The following is a 14,723-nucleotide window of genomic DNA, read 5'->3' as shown; positions in this document are numbered from 1 at the left end:
CAGCGCCACCGGGCGTCTTTCCATCACGGTTAGCATTGAAATCCTCTACACTTAACCCCATTCTACAAATAATATGCACAGCGCCGGATACGCGCTTCATTCACTCTTTTCAACAGGACCGCGCTAATGACCAATCCATTGCTGACTCCCTTCGAACTGCCACCGTTTTCTAAAATTCAGCCTGAGCATGTCGTGCCCGCTGTGACTAAAGCGCTAAACGATTGCCGCGAAAACGTTGAACGCGTGGTTGCGCAGGGTGCGCCGTATACCTGGGAAAATCTCTGCCAGCAGTTGGCGGAAGTGGACGATGTCCTGGGACGTATTTTCTCTCCGGTCAGTCACCTGAATTCGGTGAAAAACAGCCCGGAGCTGCGCGAAGCCTACGAACAAACGCTGCCGCTGTTGTCTGAATACAGCACCTGGGTTGGGCAACATGAGGGGCTGTACAAAGCCTACCGCGACCTGCGTGATGGCGATCATTACGCCACCCTGAACACCGCACAGAAAAAAGCGGTCGATAACGCACTGCGTGATTTTGAGCTGTCTGGCATTGGTTTGCCGAAAGAAAAACAACAGCGCTATGGCGAAATCGCGACCCGTCTGTCTGAACTGGGTAACCTGTACAGCAACAACGTGCTTGATGCGACCATGGGCTGGACCAAACTCGTCACCGACGAATCTGCGCTTGCCGGGATGCCGGAAAGTGCGCTGGCCGCCGCTAAAGCTCAGGCCGAAGCCAAAGAGCAGGAAGGTTATCTGCTGACGCTGGACATCCCGAGCTACCTGCCGGTAATGACCTACTGCGATAACCAGGCTCTGCGTGAAGAGATGTACCGCGCTTATTCCACCCGTGCATCTGATCAGGGGCCAAACGCGGGCAAATGGGATAACAGCCCGATAATGGAAGAGATCCTCGCGCTGCGCCACGAACTGGCTCAACTGCTGGGCTTTGAAAGCTACGCCTTTAAATCTCTGGCCACGAAAATGGCGGAAAACCCGCAGCAGGTGCTCGAATTCCTGACGGATCTGGCCAAACGTGCGCGTCCGCAGGGTGAGAAAGAGCTGGCCCAACTGCGCGCCTTCGCAAAAGCGGAATTTGGCGTTGATGAGCTGCAGCCGTGGGACATCGCGTACTACAGCGAGAAGCAAAAACAGCACCTATACAGCATCAGCGACGAGCAGTTGCGTCCTTACTTCCCGGAAAACAAAGCGGTTAACGGCCTGTTTGAAGTGGTTAAGCGCATTTACGGCATTACCGCGAAAGAGCGTACTGATGTAGACGTCTGGCATCCGGAGGTTCGCTTCTTTGAACTGTACGATGAAAACAACGAGCTGCGCGGCAGTTTCTATCTGGATCTGTACGCGCGTGAACACAAACGCGGTGGGGCGTGGATGGACGACTGTGTCGGCCAGATGCGTAAAACCGACGGTACGTTGCAAAAACCGGTCGCTTATCTGACCTGTAACTTCAACCGTCCGGTGAACGGTAAACCGGCGCTGTTCACCCACGATGAAGTGATCACCCTGTTCCACGAGTTTGGTCACGGCCTGCACCACATGCTGACCCGCATCGAAACGGCCGGCGTTTCGGGTATCAACGGTGTGCCATGGGATGCCGTTGAACTGCCGAGCCAATTTATGGAGAACTGGTGCTGGGAGCCACAAGCGCTGGCGTTTATCTCCGGTCACTATGAAACCGGTGAACCGCTGCCGAAAGAATTACTGGATAAAATGCTGGCGGCGAAAAACTACCAGGCGGCGCTGTTTATTCTGCGTCAGCTGGAATTCGGCCTGTTTGATTTCCGTCTGCACGCTGAGTTTAACCCGCAGCAGGGGGCCAAAATCCTTGAAACACTGGCAGAGATTAAAAAGCAGGTTGCTGTGGTGCCAGGGCCGACATGGGGTCGTTTCCCACACGCTTTCAGCCATATTTTTGCCGGCGGCTACGCAGCGGGTTATTACAGCTATCTGTGGGCTGATGTCCTGGCGGCTGACGCGTTCTCTCGCTTTGAAGAAGAGGGGATTTTCAACCGCGAAACCGGACAGTCGTTCCTGGATAGCATCCTGACTCGTGGGGGTTCTGAGGAGCCAATGACGCTGTTCAAACGCTTCCGTGGCCGTGAACCTCAGCTCGACGCCATGCTGGCGCATTACGGCATCAAGGGCTGATTGTTCGCGTGAAAATTTGTTTACTGGATGAAACAGGCGCCGGAGACGGCGCCTTATCTGTTCTGGCGACCCGCTGGGGGCTGGAGCATGATACAGACAACCTGATGGCGCTGGTGATGACGCCGGAACATCTGGAACTGCGCAAGCGAGACGAACCTAAACTCGGCGGCATCTTCGTTGATTTTGTCGGCGGGGCGATGGCGCACCGACGTAAATTCGGCGGCGGTCGCGGCGAAGCGGTGGCGAAGGCTGTCGGCATTAAAGGCGATTATCTGCCAGACGTGGTGGATGCTACCGCAGGACTGGGACGCGATGCGTTTGTGCTGGCTTCTGTTGGCTGCCATGTACGGATGCTGGAACGTAATCCGGTGGTGGCGGCGCTGCTCGACGATGGCCTGGCACGTGGTTATGCCGACCCGGAAATCGGCGGCTGGCTTCAGGAACGTTTACAGCTGATCCATGCGTCCAGTCTGACGGCGTTGACCGATATCACGCCGCGCCCGCAGGTGGTGTATCTCGACCCGATGTTCCCACATAAGCAGAAAAGTGCGCTGGTGAAAAAAGAGATGCGCGTGTTTCAGTCGCTGGTGGGGCCAGACTTAGATGCCGATGGGTTGTTGATGCCAGCACGTCAGCTGGCGACTAAACGTGTTGTGGTGAAGCGTCCGGATTACGCGCCGCCGCTCGCGGATGTGGCGACACCCAATGCGGTAGTCACCAAAGGGCATCGCTTTGATATTTACGCCGGGACGGCGTAACGTGTTGGCCGCATCCTGTTTGATGCGCTGAATCGCCTGATGGCGCTACGCTTATCAGGCCTACGGCTGAGTGTGGTTTGAAAGCCGGATAAGGTGTTACCGCAGTGGTGTCGATAATCGCCTGATAGTTTGTAGGCCGGATAAGGCGTTACCGCAGTGGTGTCGATAATCGCCTGGTAGTTTGTAGGCCGGATAAGGCGTTACCGCAGTGGTGTCGATAATTGCCTGGTAGTTTGTAGGCCGGATAAGGCGTTAGCCGCATCCGGCGATTCGACTACACGAATGGAGCCAGCGGATCGGCAATCTCAAACGCCACGGTCTTGTCAGTCTTCGGTGGATATATCAACTCACTGACAATTGAGACCTTCAGTTTTTTCGCCTCTGCACGCGTCAGTTTCACTTGCTGATCCCACCCTTCGGTATACACCGCGCCCCATGCACCAAGATCCAGACAGGTAACGTAGTTTTCCTGACGGTACGGCAGTGGCGCAACGTTTAGCAAGCTGGCTGCCGCGTTATTTCCGGCAAATTTGCCCAGTAAAATAGCGTGCTGACAGGTCATTAGCGCGTGATTGCCTTTGTCATCGGTGGCGGCGTAAGCCACATCGCCGGTGGCATAGATATCATCATGGCCGATGACCTGAAGGTTAGCGTCCACATGCAGGCGACCCTGGCGATCGCGCGGTGCGTCAATTTGCGCCGTTAACCCGTTTGCCTGGACGCCAACCGTCCAGATAACGGTCTGTGAGGCGATGGTCTGCCCATCTTTCAGCGTGACGCCGGAGGCATCCACGCACTCCACTTCCGCATTGACCCGCCATTCGACGCCCAGTTCAGCGGAGGCTTCGATAATGACGTCACGTAATTCCTGGCTCCAGCGCCCGCCCGGCTGTGCGCCGCGTTCAACTACGACAACTCTGGTCTTAGCATCAGCACCTAATATTTCGCGCAAACGCCCCGGCAATTCCAGCGCCATCTCAATCCCGGTAAAGCCGCCGCCACAGACCACGACCGTATTGCGAGCCTCACATTCCGGTTGTAATGCCAGATCCTTAATGTGCTGCTCCAGTACGGCGGCGCTCTCCAACTGGTCGAGGTCAAACGCGTGCTCGGCGGCGCCAGCGACAATGTCGCGGTTTACGTGGCTACCGCTGGCGAGAACCAAACGGTCGTAATGGCGCAAGTGGGTTTCACCGTTGACGTCTTTCCAGCTGACTTCTTTAGAGGCCGGGAGGATCTGCTCAACGTGACCTTGCAGGAAGTTAACGCCGGTAGCGTCGAATAAGGGTTGCAGCGGGGCGACCAGCGTGTGGACCGCGCTTTCATAAAAACGCGGGCGTACACGCAGCTCTGGCTGTGGCGCAATCACCGTAATATCAATGGTCTGCCGGTTTTTCTCCGCCAGACGTGCGGCGCTCAATGCTGCCCACATACCGGCAAAACCGGCACCCACGATCAGAATTTGTTTCTGCATTAGTTTTATCTCACTGGTGACTACGATTTATTTACTCGGATTTTATTGGTCGTAGTTATGGATTGCAATGCGATCCTGATCCTTTTTTCATTATTGTGCCGGGTTGTTTTATTATCTATTTGATAAATATCTATTTATATTTTTATTCTTATGCAGGGTTACTCTGTTCTCTGGAATGCATTAGATGAAAAAGCTACAATAAACTCAGATTCATTTTGGCTGAGATAAAAAATGGCATTTTACAGTTCCGGGGTTGAGTACGGCATCCATAGCCTGATGTGTATGGTCGACAGCAAAGGCGACGCGCGGGATATGAGCGTGCGAGAAATTGCCGAACTACAAAGCGTGCCGTATGACTATCTGGCAAAAATCTTCACTCGTCTGTCGAAAGCAGGTCTGGTGCGCAGTATCGAGGGTAAGGGCGGCGGGTTCCAGTTGGCCAAACCCGCGGAAGACATCACCGTGCTGGATGTGGTCAATGCCATAGATGGCGATAAGCGTATTTTTGAATGTCGTGAAATTCGTCAGCGTTTAGCCGTTTTTGAGGAGCATCCACCGGAGTGGGCCTGTGAAGGTATTTGTGGCGTGCGTTCGGTGATGGATATGGCGCAGCAGCGGATGGAAGAGGCGTTAGGACAGCATACGATTTTGGATTTAGCGCGAAAAATGTATCGCAAAGCGCCGGACACCTTCGTAGTGGAAGTACAGGAGTGGATTGCCGCGCGCAAAGGGTAATGCATTGAAAATGCCCAATAGCGCAAAGCGATCGGGCATGTTGAATGTAGGCCGGATAAGCCGCATCCGGCACTGAAGATTATTGCTCGGTACTCGGCGTATTAATCATCCGGTTCAGCCATGGCACCATAATCGCCATCACAACCGTTACCGCCAGGGTCACCAGGCCTATTTTACTGAACACGTTGGTGTAGATAGGCAGGGTCTGGAGTGGGTCGGTAATGTTTTCCGGTACGGCTGTAAACGTTGCGACGTAACCCCCCATCAGGAAGGCTGCTGCCTGCGTCAGGAACCACATCCCCAGAATAAAGCCCATCAGGTGCTGTGGCACCAGCGCGGCGACCATTGCCAGTCCCAGGGCGCTAATCAGCAGTTCACCCAGACTCTGGAACAGATACACCAGCACGATAAACCACGGAGACGTCAAACCCTGAGCATCGGCAAACCACATTCCGGCTGCGGCGGCAGTCAGGAAGCCTAGTGAGCACAGGAACATGCCAAGCGTAAACTTCATCGGCATGGTCAGATCTTTGCCTTTGTTACCCAGACGGGTATAAATCGCGGCCAGGACCGGGCTTGCCAGTACTACCCAGAAAGGGTTCAGCGCCTGGAAACTCACCGGGTTGATGGTAATACCGAGAATTTCATGATGCACGTTATTGATGGCAAAGAAGTTCAGTGATGTCGGCATCTGTGCATACAGCACGTAGAACACAACCGCTTCCAGCATCAGGATAAAGGCCACGAACATTTTATTGCGTCCAGTTTTATCCAGTTTGAATGCCTGACGGAAGAAGATAATGGTGACGGCAATCGACAGTACGATCAGCACCAGGTTGGCAACTTTAACGTTGTGCATCAGCCAGGCGCAGATGAATACCATCACCACCGTACCAGCCAGCACATAGAGCAGGTTACGGAAATTCAGCGGCTTATGATCGGGTTCGGAACCGATATTCTTTACCATTCCACGGCAGGCAAAGTAGACCAGTAGTGCAACGATAAGCCCGGCACCGCACAGGTTATAGGTAACGGCGTAGCCAAACTTATCGGCAATCACCGGTGCCAGCGACAATGACAACAGCGAACCGATGTTGATCGACATATAAAACAGGGTAAAAGCACCGTCCAGACGTGCGTCTTTCGGGGGATAGCATTTTGACAGCAGGCTTGCCGGGTTGGCTTTAAACAGCCCGTTACCCACGGCAATGGTACCCAGTGCGACAAAAATCAGGTCGGGCTTGAGCAGTGACATCCCGGTCATGAAGTAACCAAGTGCCAGCACGATAGCGCCAAGCACCAGCGTGCGTTTGGTCCCTAAAAGATGGTCGCCGACATAACCGCCGATGGAGATCAGGCCGTATACCAATGCAGCAAACGCGCCAAAGGTGACAAATGCCTGTTCCTGAGAAAATCCGAGTTGCTTAACAAAAAATACCGCCAGGATGCCCTGAACGCCGTAATAGCCAAATCGTTCCCATAATTCCACAAAGAAGATCATGAAGAACGGACGAGGTTGCTGCAGCAAGCCCGTAGGTGCAGTTTTATTCATATTCCATCGCCTTTCAAAGCCATCCCGAAAAGTATGAACGCGTATGCTTAAACGCGCCGAAAAAGTCTTGTTTTGTTATAGACTGCGGCGATTAGCCGTAAGGGTAGATTATTATAGAGATAGTTTTCGATCCAATTAGTTGATCACACTAATTATGATTTATTTGTTGGATTGATGTACTAATTGTGTCCGAATGATAAAAACAAAAACGCCCGCATAGGCGGGCGTTTACAGGCTTTAATGCTTGCAGCGGGCCGGGTTATTCCCCGGCAGCAAGTATTTTATGCTTCTTCTTCGTCACGCAGCGGAACAATCAACATGTCGACGTGAACGGTGTTGATCAGTTGACGCGCGGAGGACATCAGTTTGCTCCAGAAATCCTGGTGGTGGCCACAAACGACGAGATCCATGTCGTATTTTTTGATGGCATCGACCAGGACCTGGCCCAGGTCACCGCTACCGCTCAGGGTTTCGGTGATTGGGTAGCCTGCATTGGTGGACAGCTCGGTTAACGCGTGGTGGGTTTCTTCAGAAATGCGTTTCTGCATGTCGCCCAGATTCACGTCGATTAGCCCGGTGTACAGGTCGGAATAGTTTACGTCAACGTGGATAAGGGAGACTTTCGCATTGTAAGGCCGCGCCATAGAGACCGCTTTTTCAACCAGAACTTTGCTTTCTGGAGAAAGATCAACCGCGATAAGAATGTGTTTATAAGCCATAGTGTTACTCCTTCCATAAGTTGTCGATGACTAGCCTGCTGGCGTTCATTTGCCGCCGCGTCATCCGCGTCCTGCGAACTTTGTGCGCGGGGCTAGCCCAGTCGTAAAAACGTACCTTTTAAGGACTATCCTTACATTATAGCGACCGGGATAATCCGTCAATCCGCCTTGCTTGCCAAGTAGTTAAACAAATTTTTTAGTTAATTGCATTGATAGTGATTAACCTTCTGGCAAAAAAATTAACTAATCTCCTACACTATTTAGAGAGGCGTTCGGATGCGTGACACTAACACGAGCGGTTTCGGTTGTACTCTTCACTGAATGGTTTGGCAGGGTATCGGGGAGCGGTAGTCCCGGAAAGGAGTTCCGTGGGCGGGTCGCCGGGGAGGAGATATGATAAGCACCATTGCGTTATTCTGGGCTTTATGTGTCGTTTGCATTGTTAATATGGCGCGTTATTTTTCTTCGCTACGCGCACTGTTAGTGGTACTTCGTGGTTGCGATCCATTACTTTACCAGTATGTCGATGGGGGCGGCTTTTTTACCTCGCATGGGCAACCTAACAAGCAGATGCGTCTGGTGTGGTATATCTACGCTCAGCGTTACCGTGATCATCATGACGATGAGTTTATTCGCCGCTGTGAGCGGGTTCGCGGTCAGTTCATCCTTACCAGCGCGTTATGTGGGCTGGTGTTAATCAGTATGGTCGCGCTGATTATCTGGCACTGATTTCTACGACAGATATAAAAAAAGCGGGTCAGTTTCCTGACCCGCTTTTTTACTGTGCATGCGCTTAGATTAGCTTCAGGGAGAGCCAGTACAGCACCCCGGAAAGGATAATCGCTGCTGGCAGGGTGAAGACCCAGGCCATCAGAATGCTGGTTACCGTTTTACGCTGCAAACCGCCACCGTCAACAACCATCGTCCCTGCAACAGAAGAGGAGAGAACGTGAGTGGTGGAAACAGGCATACCGGTGTAACTGGCGAGACCGATAGAGACTGCGGCAGTCATCTGTGCCGACATCCCCTGAGCATAGGTCATGCCTTTCTTACCGATTTTCTCACCGATAGTGGTCGCCACGCGACGCCAGCCAATCATCGTACCGCAGCCCAGAGCCAGAGCAACAGCCATGATAATCCAGACGGGGGCGTACTCGATGGTGCTCAGCATGTCGGTTTTCAGTTTCTTCAGCAGGCGCTGATCGTCGCTGCTTACGCCAGGCAGTTTCACGACTTTATCGGTCGTATCAGAAATGCACAACATAATGCGACGCAGCTGGCTACGCTGCTCAACGCTTAACTTGTCGTAGGTTTCCAGGTTCGCCAGCATACCTTTCGCACGCTCAAGCGCGTTGATGGTATTTGCCGGGTGACAATGGAACTCTGCCGGTGTCGTTGTCGCCGTTTCCGTCGGAGACGGAATCAACTGATCAACGCCGGTCGCCTGTTTGAGCAGATCAGGACGCTGCTGGAAGTAGGTTTCGACGTTATTGATAGCATCACGGGTACGCGTAATTTCGTAACCAGAAGCATTCATATTCACCACGAAGCCTGCAGGCGCTACGCCAATCAGTACCAGCATTACCAGACCAATACCTTTCTGCCCATCGTTAGCGCCATGAGAGAACGCCACACCAATAGCGGAGAGGATCAGCGCGATACGCGTCCAGAACGGCGGCTTTTTCTTACCGTCTTTCTTTTCACGCTCTGCTGGAGTCAGGTGAATACGCGCCCGCTTCTTGGTGCCGTTCCAGTAACGACGCAGCAAGAAGATCAGACCGCCAGCGAACACCAGACCGACAATAGGGGAAATGATCAGTGAACCGAAAATATTGAGCACTTTCGGGATGTTAAGTGCATCCACCACTGAAGTCCCGTTCATCAACGCATTGGTTAAACCAATACCGATGATCGCGCCAATCAGCGTGTGGGAGCTGGATGCAGGCAGACCAAAGTACCAGGTACCGAGGTTCCAGATAATTGCCGCCAGCAGCATGGAGAACACCATGGCGAGGCCATGTGAAGAACCCATGTTGAGCAGCAGATCCGTTGGTAGCATATGCACGATGGCATAAGCTACGCTGAGACCACCCAGCAAAACACCAAAGAAGTTGAACAACGCAGCCATAACCACCGCCAATTGCGAACGCATTGCACGGGTATAGATCACGGTTGCGACAGCATTGGCTGTATCGTGGAAGCCGTTAATTGCTTCGTAGAACAGCACAAAAGCCAGAGCAAGCAATAATAAAAGCCCGGTATGTAAATCCAGGCCAGCAAACAAATGTAGCATAGGACGTTACGCCATTTTGAGGACATGAACGCGGCGCATTATCAGTGACTTTGGCGGCGCGGGCAAAGTGAAATATAGAGTTTTTTTGATTTGTCTCCTGCTTTGTTTTACACCACTAAAGAATTATCCTATAGAATTCAGATAAATACCTATTATTGATAGTTTGGTGCTGGTGCGACCACTGAGGAATCTTTACAATTCACGCCCGCTTTTTAGAGAGGATCGCAACGTGGAAAGGTTTGATACCGTTATTATAGGCGCTGGCGCAGCGGGTATGTTCTGTGCCGCGCAGGCAGGGCAAGCAGGCAGTCAAGTACTGCTGATTGATAATGGTAAAAAGCCTGGACGTAAGATCCTCATGTCCGGCGGAGGGCGCTGCAACTTTACCAATCTTTATGTGGAACCGGCTGCATATTTGAGTCAAAACCCGCATTTTTGCAAATCGGCGCTGGCTCGCTATACGCAGTGGGACTTTATCGATCTGGTGGGTAAACACGGCATTGCCTGGCACGAAAAAACGCTCGGTCAGCTGTTCTGCGATGATTCGGCCCAACAAATCGTCGATATGCTGGTTGCCGAGTGCGAAAAGGGTAACGTTACGATGCGGTTACGTAGCGAAGTCCTGAGCGTCGCACGAGATGATAACGGCTTCATTCTGGAACTGAACGGGATGACGGTCGGTGCGAAGAAATTGGTGATTGCCTCCGGTGGGCTTTCCATGCCGGGTTTGGGGGCAACGCCGTTTGGTTATAAAATTGCCGAACAGTTTGGACTGAAGGTGTTGCCGACGCGCGCAGGCCTGGTGCCCTTTACGTTGCATAAGCCACTGCTGGAGCAGCTTCAGGTGCTCTCTGGTGTGTCTGTTCCTTCCGTTATCACCGCTGAAGATGGCACCGTATTTCGTGAAAACCTGCTCTTTACGCACCGTGGGCTTTCAGGTCCGGCCGTTTTGCAAATTTCCAGTTTTTGGCAGCCCGGCGAATTTGTCAGCATTAATTTGTTGCCGGATGTTGACCTTGCGAGCTTTCTCGACGAACAACGAAGCGCACATCCAAATCAGAGCTTAAAGAACACGTTAGCGATGCAGTTGCCGAAACGTCTGGTGGAGTGCCTGCAGCAATTAGGGCAAATCCCGGATGTGACGCTGAAACAACTTAACGTACGCGATCAGCAAACGCTGGTGGAGACGCTAACTGAATGGCGGGTGCAGCCGAACGGTACCGAAGGGTATCGCACAGCGGAGGTCACGCTGGGTGGTGTAGATACCAACGAACTGTCTTCGCGCACGATGGAAGCCCGCAAAGTGCCAGGGCTGTACTTTATTGGTGAAGTGATGGATGTCACCGGCTGGTTGGGTGGGTATAACTTCCAGTGGGCGTGGTCGAGCGCCTGGGCATGCGCACAGGATTTGGTGTCTGCATAAGTGAAAGACTCTGTCTGCACACAATAAGAAAAAATATCATAGTGATGTGTGATACATGAACTGACTCTGACGTGCGTTTCTTAACTCCAGGAATGATATGATAAATCAGTTAAAAATCGCACAGATAAGAGAACGGGAGACACATGGTTATTCCTGAGGTAAAACAGGAGCGGCTCTATCAAAAGATAGCCAATCTCATCATTAAGCTCATCAATGATAGTATTTTTCCGCCGGGAAGCTTCTTACCACCCGAACGTGAGCTGGCGAAGCAACTTGGTGTAAGTCGCGCATCGCTCAGAGAAGCGCTGATTGTGCTGGAGATTTCCGGATGGATCACCATCCAGTCAGGTAATGGTGTGATTGTTGCGGATAAAAAGCATTCCACCAGTGATTATTCGATTGAAGAAATTCTCTATTCACGTGAGTTGGTCGACAGCCATTGTGCGCGTCTTGCTGCTCAGGCCGGGAAAGATGATCTCATTAGCCAGCTTGAAGCACTGCATCTCAGCATGGAAAAGGCCATAAGCGAAAACAATGTGCATGGTTTTTATTCCCTCGATAAGCAATTCCATCTGACAGTATCAGAAGCCAGCCAGAACCGCGTACTGCTTGATATGTCGCGAATGCTGTGGGAACAGCGCGTTAATATCCCGTATGCCGGACTGGACAAACGTTCCGGCAATCGGGATGTATTAACCAGCATGAATACACAGCATAAAGCGATTGTGGATGCGATCCGCCAGGCTGATGCTGACGGTGCTTACCAAAAATCGCTGGAACATCTGGCCTATGTCAGACAGATCGTGGGTCTTTAATAACACCACGCTATTGGCTTAGAGCGGCTACCGCTGCACGTGCGCCTACGCTGTGCAATTGCTGACAGGCAGCGGTTACGCGTTCGATAAAGTCTGCGTTATCGCAAAGGTCTCTCCCAAAGATAGTGTCAATGGCTAACAGCGCCCGGACACGTTCTTCTATTGATGGATACTGTTGATAAATAGCCTGATACTGTGCTGACAGCGGATCTATCACCTCAATCGGATGACCTTGTTCATCCACACCGCTGATGTAGCGCATCCAACCGGCGACTCCCAACGTCAGATGGCGAGCGTCTTCGCCTTTTTTCAGATGGAGTCGAATGGGGTCCAGCAAGCGTTGCGGTAATTTTTGGCTGCCATCCATCGCAATTTGCCAGGTTCGGTGCTTCAGTGATGGATTAGTAAAGCGCGCGATCAACAGCTCTGCATAAGCCGCAAGGTCTGTTCCTTCCGGCATCGACAGCGTCGGTGCTTGTTCATTGAGCATCAAAGCCAGCGCAGCGTTGCGATACGCCGGGTTGGTCATCGTATCGGCAATCGTTTCATAACCGCCCAGATAACCAAGATAGGCCAGGAAAGAGTGGCTGCCGTTGAGCATGCGTAACTTCATCATCTCAAATGGCACCACATCTGCTACAAACTGTGCGCCCACGCGATCCCAGTCAGGGCGTCCATTGACAAAGTTATCTTCAATCACCCACTGACGGAACGGCTCACAGGCAATGGCACAGGGATCATCTACCCCAAGCTGTTCAGCGATTTGCGCTAACGTCTCTTCTGTTGCTGCCGGAACGATGCGGTCGACCATTGTGCATGGGAACGTTGCCTGTTCGGCAATCCACTCAGCCAACTGCGGATCGCGCTCGGCGGCTAAACCCAGGATAGCGGTTTTTGCGACGTGACCATTTTCTCGAACGTTGTCGCAGGACAGCACAGTAAAAGCTTTCAATCCCTGCTGACGGCGAAGAGCGAGGGCTTCGACGATATAACCCATTGCTGATTTGGGGGACTGTGGGTGAGCAATGTCGTGCTGGATAAACGGATGATTCAGATCCAGCTCGCCGCTGGCGGCATCCGTGCAATATCCTTTTTCGGTGATGGTCAGCGAAACGATGGCCGTTTCTGGACGGGCCATTGCGTGGATAATGGCTTCACAACCGTCAAATTCAGGATGCAGCGCTTCTTTCATCGAGCCAATGATTTTAAGCTCTGTCGTTTGTGCTCCGCGCTCGGCAACGGTGTACAGCAGATCCTGCGCCTTCAGGTTTTGAATCAGTGTGGCATCGTTTCCGGGCATCAGGTTGACCTCACAGATACCCCAGTCGCTGTCACTGCTTTCCAGCAAATGATGTGTATAGAGCGCCTGATGAGCGCGGTGAAAAGCACCGCAACCAAGATGTACGATGCGCGAAACAAGGCGTGAACGATCCCAGCGTGGGCGTGGGGTGGAAATCTGGGCGGTGGCGAGATTCTTGTCCATGACAAACTCCTGTCATTGATGATCTTCTTTGATAATGCGCTATCAAAGACCGGTCCTGACTGAAAGTGAAAAACCGCATGGCGGGGATACCATGCGGCAATGTGGTTACTGATTGAAGAAGGCGCGCTGGATAGCCAGTTCAACGCCGCGTACTTCAGCCAGGCCTTTAAGGCGACCAATAGCGGAATACCCTGGGTTGGTTTTCTTTTTCAGATCATCAAGCATTTGATGACCATGGTCTGGTCGCATGGGGATAAGTGAGGCGTTGCCTTCCGCTTTACGCCGTTGTTCTTCTTCGACTATCGCTTTCACGACGCTGTACATATCGACATCCCCGGAAAGATGCGCCGCCTCATGAAAGGTTTTGGGATTATCTTCGCGTTGTGTGGAACGCAGGTGCGTAAAGTAAATCCGCGGGCCGAACTGTTTGATCATATCAACCAGATCGTTGTCTGCGCGTACGCCGTAAGATCCTGTACACATCGTAAAACCGTTGGCAGTACTGTTTACGGTATCCACCATCCACTGCATATCTTCTACAGTAGAAACGATGCGCGGCAGGCCAAGAATTGGGCGCGGCGGATCGTCCGGATGAACCGCCATACGTACACCTACTTCTTCCGCTACCGGGATAATGGCTTTCAGGAACCAGGCAAAATTTTCCCGTAAGGCCGCTTTGTCGATATCTTTATAGGTTGCAAGGTGGCTACGGAATTGGTCCAGCGTATAGCCTTCCTCGGCACCTGGCAGACCGGCAATGATATTTCGCGTCAGCCGGGCTTTGTCCTCTTCGCTCATATCCGCAAAACGCTGGTGAGCCTGGGCAATTTCCTCCGCGCTGTAGTCCGCTTCCGCACCGGGACGCTTGAGGATATGCAGTTCAAAGGCGGCAAACTCAATCTGGTCAAAACGCAGAGCCTTTGAACCATCGGGTAGCACATACTCCAGGTCGGTGCGGGTCCAGTCCAGAACCGGCATGAAGTTGTAGCACACGGTAAAGATGCCGCAGTGGGCGAGATTGCGCAGCGTCTGCTGGTAATTCTTGATCCACAGGTCGTACTGGCCCGTGTGGGTCTTGATGTCTTCATGGATCGGCACGCTTTCCACGACCGACCAGACCAGACCCGCTTTTTCCACGATCGCTTTGCGTTTGAGAATTTCTTCTACGGACCAGACTTCACCGTTTGGAATATGGTGCAGTGCAGTGACCACACCCGTTGCACCGGCTTGACGAACATCGGCCAACGACACGGGATCGTTTGGGCCATACCAACGCCAGGTTTGTTCCATCGCTTTATCTCC

General features: G+C 52.4%; 12 protein-coding genes. 6 read left to right on the top strand and 6 right to left on the bottom strand.

Features of this window, described 5'->3' with window-relative positions; genetic code table 11:
- The first annotated feature begins 126 nt into the window (after positions 1-126).
- Together prlC and rsmJ are read left to right on the top strand one after the other, a co-directional pair.
- Positions 127-2,169 (top strand): oligopeptidase A, encoded by a 2,043-nt coding sequence (prlC, locus tag NNO03_RS02495; RefSeq protein ID WP_271448713.1) that lies wholly within the window; start codon positions 127-129, stop codon positions 2,167-2,169.
- Positions 2,170-2,177: 8 nt separating this feature from the next.
- Positions 2,178-2,927 carry a 16S rRNA (guanine(1516)-N(2))-methyltransferase RsmJ gene (rsmJ, locus tag NNO03_RS02490; RefSeq protein ID WP_271448712.1) on the top strand — a complete coding sequence of 250 codons (750 nt, stop codon included), beginning with the start codon at positions 2,178-2,180 and terminating at the stop codon, positions 2,925-2,927.
- Positions 2,928-3,201: 274 nt separating this feature from the next.
- Here the strand turns inward: rsmJ and NNO03_RS02485 are convergent, their stop codons facing one another.
- Entirely contained in the window at positions 3,202-4,401 is a 1,200-nt protein-coding gene (locus tag NNO03_RS02485; RefSeq protein WP_271448711.1) for an NAD(P)/FAD-dependent oxidoreductase, read from the bottom strand.
- Between the two features lie 231 nt (positions 4,402-4,632).
- Between NNO03_RS02485 and NNO03_RS02480 the strand changes: the two genes are divergently transcribed.
- Positions 4,633-5,136, top strand: a complete 504-nt coding sequence (locus NNO03_RS02480) for an Rrf2 family transcriptional regulator (RefSeq protein ID WP_271448710.1) — start codon at positions 4,633-4,635, stop codon at positions 5,134-5,136.
- Between the two features lie 79 nt (positions 5,137-5,215).
- Here the strand turns inward: NNO03_RS02480 and dtpB are convergent, their stop codons facing one another.
- Both dtpB and uspA read right to left on the bottom strand, forming a co-directional pair.
- Positions 5,216-6,688, bottom strand: a complete 1,473-nt coding sequence (gene dtpB / locus NNO03_RS02475; RefSeq protein WP_271448709.1) for a dipeptide/tripeptide permease DtpB — start codon at positions 6,686-6,688, stop codon at positions 5,216-5,218.
- A 281-nt stretch (positions 6,689-6,969) separates the two neighbouring features.
- The gene (gene uspA / locus NNO03_RS02470; RefSeq protein WP_137382013.1) at positions 6,970-7,407 is read right to left on the bottom strand and encodes a universal stress protein UspA; all 438 of its coding nucleotides are present in this window, start codon (positions 7,405-7,407) and stop codon (positions 6,970-6,972) included.
- Between the two features lie 393 nt (positions 7,408-7,800).
- Between uspA and uspB the strand changes: the two genes are divergently transcribed.
- The gene (gene uspB, locus NNO03_RS02465) at positions 7,801-8,136 is read left to right on the top strand and encodes a universal stress protein UspB (RefSeq protein WP_003023371.1); all 336 of its coding nucleotides are present in this window, start codon (positions 7,801-7,803) and stop codon (positions 8,134-8,136) included.
- Positions 8,137-8,200: 64 nt separating this feature from the next.
- Here uspB and pitA read toward each other — a convergent pair whose 3' ends face one another.
- A complete protein-coding gene (gene pitA, locus NNO03_RS02460) occupies positions 8,201-9,700 on the bottom strand; it encodes an inorganic phosphate transporter PitA (protein WP_137382012.1) in 1,500 nt (499 codons plus the stop codon).
- Between the two features lie 229 nt (positions 9,701-9,929).
- Here pitA and NNO03_RS02455 point away from each other — a divergent pair, with 229 nt between their 5' ends.
- Both NNO03_RS02455 and NNO03_RS02450 read left to right on the top strand, forming a co-directional pair.
- Positions 9,930-11,123: an NAD(P)/FAD-dependent oxidoreductase gene (locus tag NNO03_RS02455; protein WP_271448708.1), complete on the top strand. Its 1,194-nt coding sequence runs from the start codon at positions 9,930-9,932 to the stop codon at positions 11,121-11,123.
- 143 nt (positions 11,124-11,266) lie between these two features.
- Complete coding sequence (locus tag NNO03_RS02450; RefSeq protein ID WP_271441287.1) at positions 11,267-11,938, top strand: FadR/GntR family transcriptional regulator; 672 nt, start codon at positions 11,267-11,269, stop codon at positions 11,936-11,938.
- A gap of 10 nt (positions 11,939-11,948) precedes the next feature.
- Here the strand turns inward: NNO03_RS02450 and NNO03_RS02445 are convergent, their stop codons facing one another.
- The gene (locus tag NNO03_RS02445) at positions 11,949-13,421 is read right to left on the bottom strand and encodes a fructuronate reductase (RefSeq protein WP_271448707.1); all 1,473 of its coding nucleotides are present in this window, start codon (positions 13,419-13,421) and stop codon (positions 11,949-11,951) included.
- A 105-nt stretch (positions 13,422-13,526) separates the two neighbouring features.
- On the bottom strand, positions 13,527-14,711 hold the full coding sequence (gene uxuA, locus NNO03_RS02440) for a mannonate dehydratase (RefSeq protein ID WP_271448706.1): 1,185 nt from the start codon (positions 14,709-14,711) through the stop codon (positions 13,527-13,529).
- Between the last annotated feature and the right edge of the window lie 12 nt (positions 14,712-14,723).

It is taken from the genome of Citrobacter sp. Igbk 16, assembly GCF_028069755.1.
GTDB lineage: Bacteria > Pseudomonadota > Gammaproteobacteria > Enterobacterales > Enterobacteriaceae > Citrobacter.
Note: the sequence above shows the minus strand (reverse complement) of the source record. Positions and strands in the feature narration are given on the sequence as shown.

Coding starts and splice junctions, on each gene's coding strand:
- prlC (WP_271448713.1), top strand. CDS start 127: ATGACCAATCCATTGCTGACTCCCTTCGAACTGCCACCGTTTTCTAAA.
- NNO03_RS02485 (WP_271448711.1), bottom strand. CDS start 4,401: ATGCAGAAACAAATTCTGATCGTGGGTGCCGGTTTTGCCGGTATGTGG.
- NNO03_RS02480 (WP_271448710.1), top strand. CDS start 4,633: ATGGCATTTTACAGTTCCGGGGTTGAGTACGGCATCCATAGCCTGATG.
- dtpB (WP_271448709.1), bottom strand. CDS start 6,688: ATGAATAAAACTGCACCTACGGGCTTGCTGCAGCAACCTCGTCCGTTC.
- uspA (WP_137382013.1), bottom strand. CDS start 7,407: ATGGCTTATAAACACATTCTTATCGCGGTTGATCTTTCTCCAGAAAGC.
- uspB (WP_003023371.1), top strand. CDS start 7,801: ATGATAAGCACCATTGCGTTATTCTGGGCTTTATGTGTCGTTTGCATT.
- pitA (WP_137382012.1), bottom strand. CDS start 9,700: ATGCTACATTTGTTTGCTGGCCTGGATTTACATACCGGGCTTTTATTA.
- NNO03_RS02450 (WP_271441287.1), top strand. CDS start 11,267: ATGGTTATTCCTGAGGTAAAACAGGAGCGGCTCTATCAAAAGATAGCC.
- NNO03_RS02445 (WP_271448707.1), bottom strand. CDS start 13,421: ATGGACAAGAATCTCGCCACCGCCCAGATTTCCACCCCACGCCCACGC.
- uxuA (WP_271448706.1), bottom strand. CDS start 14,711: ATGGAACAAACCTGGCGTTGGTATGGCCCAAACGATCCCGTGTCGTTG.